A 6,331-nucleotide genomic window follows, 5' to 3' on the forward strand; every position below is an offset into this window, starting at 1 on the left:
ACTCGCCTAACCCAGAACGCTGACGTCCAGGCCGTGCCCAGCGAGCACGGCCTGGGGGTCGGCGACCAACTTGCGCGCTGTGAGGTCCATCAGGCCGAGCAGGCAGGTGATCTCAGCGGAGACCGTGCCATCGAGCTTGGTGATGGTGGAATCGGCGTGGAAGGTCTTGCCCGCGCTGAACTTGAGCACCAGGTCCACGTGGACGGTGTCGCCTGCGCGGAGCTCGCGGCGGAAGTTGATTGTGGACTGGAGTAGTACGGGGGCGGTGCCTGCCTTGATGAGGCCATCCCATTCACAACCTGCGGCGGCGAAGCCTTGGACTCGGGCTACTTCGGCGTACTGGTGGTAGACGGCGTGGTTGAGGTGGCCGAGGGCGTCTAGTTCGTAGCTGCGGACGGTGATGGGGGTGGTCCAGGTCATGGGGGGAGCGTAGGTGGGGTTGTCCGGTGGGGGTGGTCCGCATGGGTTGTCGGCTGGGGATGTCTGCTGGGGGTTGTCCACAGGGGGCTTGGTCGCTCGGCTCGTTTTGTCGGTGGCTCTCGGTAAGCTGTATATCGGGGGCTGCTGTGGCGGGTTGATCTTGAGCTGAGGGGTGTTCCGGCTCTCGAACTCGGCTGCGCCATCGACGGTGAACGCCTCGCCTGCGGCATTGGCCTGGCGCGAGAAAGCGAAGAGCTCGATGTGGCGAACTTGTTTTGTGCGGGGCCCCGACAGCACCCGTGGCAGAACCACAAAGCAGGGGCCGAAAAGCAGGCCCTGCCGCGTGGACGACGCTACGGGCACTGCTCCCCCACACAAAACAAGTCCGCCCCATCGAGCCGGCCTGGCACCAGCGGATCCGAGGAGCGGTTGTCGACCAACGCCTGCAAGGGGCACGTAGGGGCCAACGACTGCGACGGGCGCGTGGGGGCCAACGATCGTGAAGGCCGGGTGGAGGCCAACGTCGCACAGTCTCCATCGGTTGGGACCGGTGGATCCGAGGAGTGCGTGGTCGGCGACGCACGTTGGGTCTATAGATCTCTCACCGACGTCGGCTCTCACCTGACTCTCACCCTCATTGAGCGCTGCCTTCTGCTAGGCCCTACTAGCCGTTGAGGGTCAGTGCGGGGGGCTGTCGTTCGTTAGTCGTAGAAGACGTGTTCTACGACTGCGCGGGCGTGGCGGGTGGTGCGGCGGTAGGTGTCGGTGAAGGTGCCGGGGTCTTGGGTCAGGGGGGTGCCCATGGCGGCGGCTACGGCGGCCAGTTCTCGGCCGTGGGTGGGGAGTTGGTCGGTTTGCTTGCCCCGGACCAGGGTGGCGGCGTTGCGGACGCGGGTGGCCAGTAGCCAGGCTTCGCGGAGGGCGGTCGCGTCGTCGGGGGTGAGGAGGTCTGCTTCGGTGGCGGCGGTCAGGCCGTCCATTGTGGAGGTGGTGCGCAGCGCGGGTTGGGTGTGGGCGTGGCGCAGTTGCAGCAGTTGCACGGTCCACTCGACGTCGGCGAGGCCGCCTCGGCCTAGTTTGGTGTGGGTGGCCGGGTCGGCGCCTCGGGGGAGGCGTTCGGTGTCGACCCTGGCCTTGATGCGGCGGATCTCCCTGATCTGGGCGGCGTCCAGGCCGCCTGCCGGGTAGCGGATCGGGTTGATCATCTCGATGAACCGGGCGCCCAGGGCCTCGTCGCCCGCGACCGGGTGGGCGCGCAGCAGGGCCTGGGCCTCCCAGATCTCGCCCCACTGCGCGTAATAGGCGCGGTAGGACTCCATGGTGCGCACGATCGGGCCCTGCCGCCCCTCGGGCCGCAGGTCGACGTCCACCTGGAGCGGCGGGTCCTGCGTGGGTGACCCGAGCAGTTTGCGCACGGTCTGCGCGACGCGCCCCGCGTACTTCAACGCGTCGCTGTCGTCGACGCCCGGCGCGGGCTCGCACACGAACATGACGTCCGCGTCGGAGCCGTAGCCGAGTTCGCTGCCCCCGAGCCTGCCCATGCCGATGACCGCGATCGTGGCCAGGTGTCCACCGGCGGACGCCGCCTCGGCTCGGTCCACCGCGGCCAGGGAAGCCTGCAACACCGCGCACCACACGCTCGACAGCGCCGAGCACACCGACAGCACGTCGGTGAACCCGAGCAGGTCAGCACAAGCGATCCGCAACAGCTCGTGCCTGCGCAACGACCGTGCCGCGGCAACGGCGTTCCCCAGATAGCCGTGCCGCTTCACCGCCGCCCGCAATGCTTCCGCGACCTCGGCGGGCGCACGGAGTGCCAACTCCTTGGGCTCCGCGAGCAGCCGCAACACCTCGGGCGCGCGCACGACGAGGTCCGGCACCAGCTTGGACGTGCCCAGCAACGTTGCCAACCGTTCGGCGACAGCGCCCTCGTCGCGCAACACCCGCAGGTACCAGGGCGTCGACGACAGCGCCTCGGACACCTTGCGGTACGCGAGAAGGCCACCGTCGGGATCCGGTGTGGAGCCCAGCAGGTCGAGCAGGACGGGCAGGATCGCGCCCTGGATCGCCGCGCGCCGCGACACCCCCTCGGTGAGGGCCTTGATGTGCTGCAACGCGCCCTGCGGCGAGCTGTAGCCGAGCGCGGCGAGCCGGGCGTGCGCCTGGTTGGTGGTCAGCCGCAGCTGTTCGGTCGGGACGCGGGCGACGGCGTCGAGCAGCGGGCGGTAGAACAGCTTCTCGTGCAGCCTGCGGATGCGGTTGGTGTGCCTGCGGAAGTCGGCCAGCAGGACCTGGGCGGCGTTGCGGCCGCGCTCGGGCCCGATGCCGCTGGCCCTGGCGAGCCAGCGCAGGTCGTCGGTCTCGCTGTCGGCGGGGAACAGGTGGGTGCGGCGCAGCCGTTGCAGTTGCAGGCGGTGTTCGAGGGTGCGCAGGAAGCGGTACGAGTCGGCCAGCTCGGCGGCGTCGGTCCGGCCGACGTAGCCGCCGGCGCCGAGCGCGGCCAGTGCGTCCACTGTGGACCCGAGGCGGAGCAGCTCGTCGGTGCGGCCGTGCACCAGTTGCAGCAGCTGCACGGCGAACTCGACGTCGCGCAGGCCGCCGCGGCCGAGCTTGAGCTCCCGGTCGACCAGCTCGGCTGGCACGTGGTCCTCGACCCGCCTGCGCATGGCCTGCACCTCGGGGACGAAGTTCTCCCGGTCCGCCGCGGTCCACACCATGGGGGTGACGACGTCGAGGTACGCCTGGCCGAGCTCGGCGTCCCCGGCGACCGGCCTGGCCTTGAGCAGCGCCTGGAACTCCCAGGTCTTGGCCCAGCGCTTGTAGTACGCGCTGTGGCCGTCGAGGGTGCGGACCAGCGCGCCGTTGCGGCCCTCGGGGCGTAGCCCGGCGTCGACCTCGAAGCACGCCTCGGTGGCGACCCGCATCATCGCGCTGGCCGCCCTGGTCGCGACCGCCGTGTCGTCGTCGCCGACGAACACGACGTCGACGTCGCTGACGTAGTTCAGCTCGCCGCCACCGCACTTGCCCATGGCGATGACCGCGAGCCGCGCGGTGTTCTGACCGCCGGTCTCGGCCCACGCGACAGCGAGCGCGGCACGCAGGGCGGCCTCGGCCAATTCACTGAGCTGCTGGGCGACGTGGTCGTAATCAGGATGCGGCAGCGTTGAGTCGACAAGGTGACCCAAGTCGTCCGCAGCAACCTCCATGAGAAGGCCGCGGTAAGCGGACTTGAGCGCGCGCACGGCGTCGTGACCCCGTAGCGCGGCGGTAGGTGTATCGCCAGTGGCTTCAACAGCGGCATAGAGGGCAGCGGTGTAGTCCTCTATCGCGGTACCGCCACCATCAAGCCTGCGCCATTGGTCCGGGTGCGCGGTGAGGAAATCGGCGAACGCGGTGGACGACCCCAGCACGGCGATGAGCCGCGCGCGCAGCCTGCGATCGGACTCGAGTTCGGCGCGCAGCACAAGCCAGCCGTCCTCGTCCGCCGCGCGGATCCGGTCGAGGCCGCGCAGGGCCAGGTCCGGGTCCGGGCTTCGGGAGAGCGCGCTGAGGATGGCCTCCCGCTGCGGTCCGGTGTCACCCCAGAGCCCCGCGGCGCGCAGGTCCTCCTCCGCGCGCGGGTCGGTCAAGCCGAAGCGGGCAGCGGAGGAGATGTGGCGCGCGGAGTCGGCCATGGCGTCAGATGAGCGGGAGCGTCGGTCGGGTGGGCGACACCGGGGCCAGCTCACCCCGGGCGAGCCGCACGAACCGCTCCACGAACGGCCGCCACACCTCTTCGACGTCGTCGTGCAGTTCGGCGACCCGGTCGGGTTCGAACGCGCCCGGCCTGGCCCACGCGGCGCTCTCCGGGTTGTCCGCGGCCCAGGCGAGCAGCGTCTCGGGGGTGGTCTCGATGTGGAACTGGATGCCGTAGGCGACCGGCCCGACCCGGAACGCCTGGTTCGGGTACCGGGTCGATGAGGCGAGCAGCGCGGCGTCGACGGGGAGCCTGGTCACGGCGTCGTGGTGGAACTGCACCACGTCCGGCATCATCGGCAGCTCGGCGAACAACGGGTCCGCGGCGCCCAGGTCCCGCTTGGCGACGAGCCCGCCACCGACCTCCGGGCCGTTGTCCCCGACCTCGACGACCCCGCCGGTCGCGACCGCCAGCAGTTGCGCGCCGAGGCACACCGCGAGCACCGGCGTCCGCCTGGTCACCGACGTCGCCAGGAGTTTGCGCACGTCCACCAGCCACGGGTGGTCGATGACGTCGTTCGCCCCCATCGGCCCGCCCAGGCACACGATGGCCGCGTACTGCCCCTCGGGCAGCGGCTCGCGGTGGGGCTGGGCGAGGGTGATCTCGGCTCCGGCGTCGGCCAACCATTCGGCGAGCCTGCCGGGCGGATCGGTGTCATCGAGCTGCACGACCAGAACTGACGTCACGGTTCGAGGGTATTCCGTCCGGCGAAGGTCGCCTCCACGGCCTCGAACACCGGCCGGAAGCCGATCCGCTGGTAGATCGAGTTGGCGACGGGGTTGTCCAGGTCAGCGAACAGCAGCACGTCGTCGGCACCCCGTTCCCTGGCCCACCGCGCGGCCGCGGCCGTCACCGCGCTGGCGTACCCGTGCCCCCGGTGCTCCTTGGGTGTGTAGACCGGCCCGATCCGCGACATCCCCCGGACCGGCTTGGTGGCCATCGCCATCGCGACCGGCACGCCGTCGGTCCAGATCGCCACACCACGCCCGCCCACCACCGCGTCCCGGGCGAACTCCACCGGATCGGGGAGGCCATCGTCGCCGTCCAGGGCCTCGTCGCTGAACCCGGTGCACCACCGGCCGAGGAGCTCCAGGTCGTCGATGGTGCCGAACCGGATCTGGCCCTCGACGGTGGGGTGCACCAAGTCGCCGAGTCGGAAGAGCCGTTCGGAGCGCAGTCGCTCGACGGTCGTACCGGTTGCGTTGGTCCACCGGTCGGTGAAGTGGTCGGCGACGTCACGCGGGCCTTGTGCGCGACGGATTGTGTGGCCGTGGTCCAAGAGGTGCGCGATGACGGCATCGTGCGTGTTGGTGGGGAGCCCGGATAGGGCTAGAGGCCACGGACCGAACTGGAAGCTCGCTCCGGTGAGTGCGTCACCGTCGTACGTGGTGAGCAGCATGATGTCCGCGGGCAGCTCAGGCAGTGCTCGGAGGCGGGTGAGAACCGTCATGGCGACGGTATGCCGGATTGGGTCGGCGGAGTAGAGGTGCTCTACGGCTGACCAGAAGTCGTGGAGGTTGGTGTGACGGACTACGCGCATCGGGACATGGTGGCTGATGGCGTGGTGTGGAGCGACTGGATTGTGGTGGGGTGGGTTGTCCGATGGGGGGTTGTCCACATGGGGGCCGGTGGTCCACAGGGGGCGGGTTCAGTCTGGGGTTCCGGGTGTGGGCGGCCGTAGGCTTTATATCGGGGGCTTCTGTGGGGGTTTGATCTTGAGCTGAGGGTGTCTGGCTCTCGTGCTCGCCTGCGGCGTCGACGGTGGACGGCTCGCCTGCGGCATTGGCCTGGGCGCGATTTGAGTGACAAGCTCGATGGGGCGAACTTGTTTTGCGCGGGGCCCCTACAACAACCGTGGCAGAACCGCAAAGCAGGGGCCCAAAAGCAGGCCCTGCCGCGTGAACGACGCTACGGCTGCTGTCCCCCCACACAAAACAAGTCCACCCCATCGAGCCTGCCTGGCACCAGCGGATCCGAGGAGCGCGGTTCGGCCAACGATGTGAGGGGCTAAGGGAGAAAGACTGTTTGAAACTGTTTGAATACGAGAAAGCCCCCCACCAGATATGGTGGGGGGCTTCTCGAATGATTGTCCGGCGGCGTCCTACTCTCCCACACCCTCACGAGTGCAGTACCATCGGCGCAGGTGGGCTTAGCTTCCGGGTTCGGAATGGGACC

General features: G+C 69.4%; 4 protein-coding genes and 1 rRNA gene. All 5 read right to left on the reverse strand.

The genetic code is table 11. The features are described from left to right. Nucleotides 1-6: 6 nt before the first annotated feature. Entirely contained in the window at nt 7-420 is a 414-nt protein-coding gene (locus tag CLV68_RS30840; RefSeq protein ID WP_121394502.1) for an acyl-CoA thioesterase, read from the reverse strand. A gap of 701 nt (nt 421-1,121) precedes the next feature. Beyond that, entirely contained in the window at nt 1,122-4,094 is a 2,973-nt protein-coding gene (locus CLV68_RS30845; protein WP_121394503.1) for a bifunctional [glutamine synthetase] adenylyltransferase/[glutamine synthetase]-adenylyl-L-tyrosine phosphorylase, read from the reverse strand. A 4-nt stretch (nt 4,095-4,098) separates the two neighbouring features. Continuing rightward, on the reverse strand, nt 4,099-4,842 hold the full coding sequence (locus CLV68_RS30850) for a type 1 glutamine amidotransferase (protein WP_121394504.1): 744 nt from the start codon (nt 4,840-4,842) through the stop codon (nt 4,099-4,101). Continuing rightward, entirely contained in the window at nt 4,839-5,696 is an 858-nt protein-coding gene (locus CLV68_RS30855) for a GNAT family N-acetyltransferase (protein WP_121394505.1), read from the reverse strand. Before CLV68_RS30855 ends, CLV68_RS30850 begins: the two co-directional genes overlap by 4 nt. Nucleotides 5,697-6,244: 548 nt before the next feature. Next, nucleotides 6,245-6,331, reverse strand: a 5S ribosomal RNA gene (gene rrf, locus CLV68_RS30860); the annotation flags it as partial.

Source organism: Actinokineospora cianjurensis (genome assembly GCF_003663795.1).
GTDB lineage: Bacteria > Actinomycetota > Actinomycetes > Mycobacteriales > Pseudonocardiaceae > Actinokineospora > Actinokineospora terrae.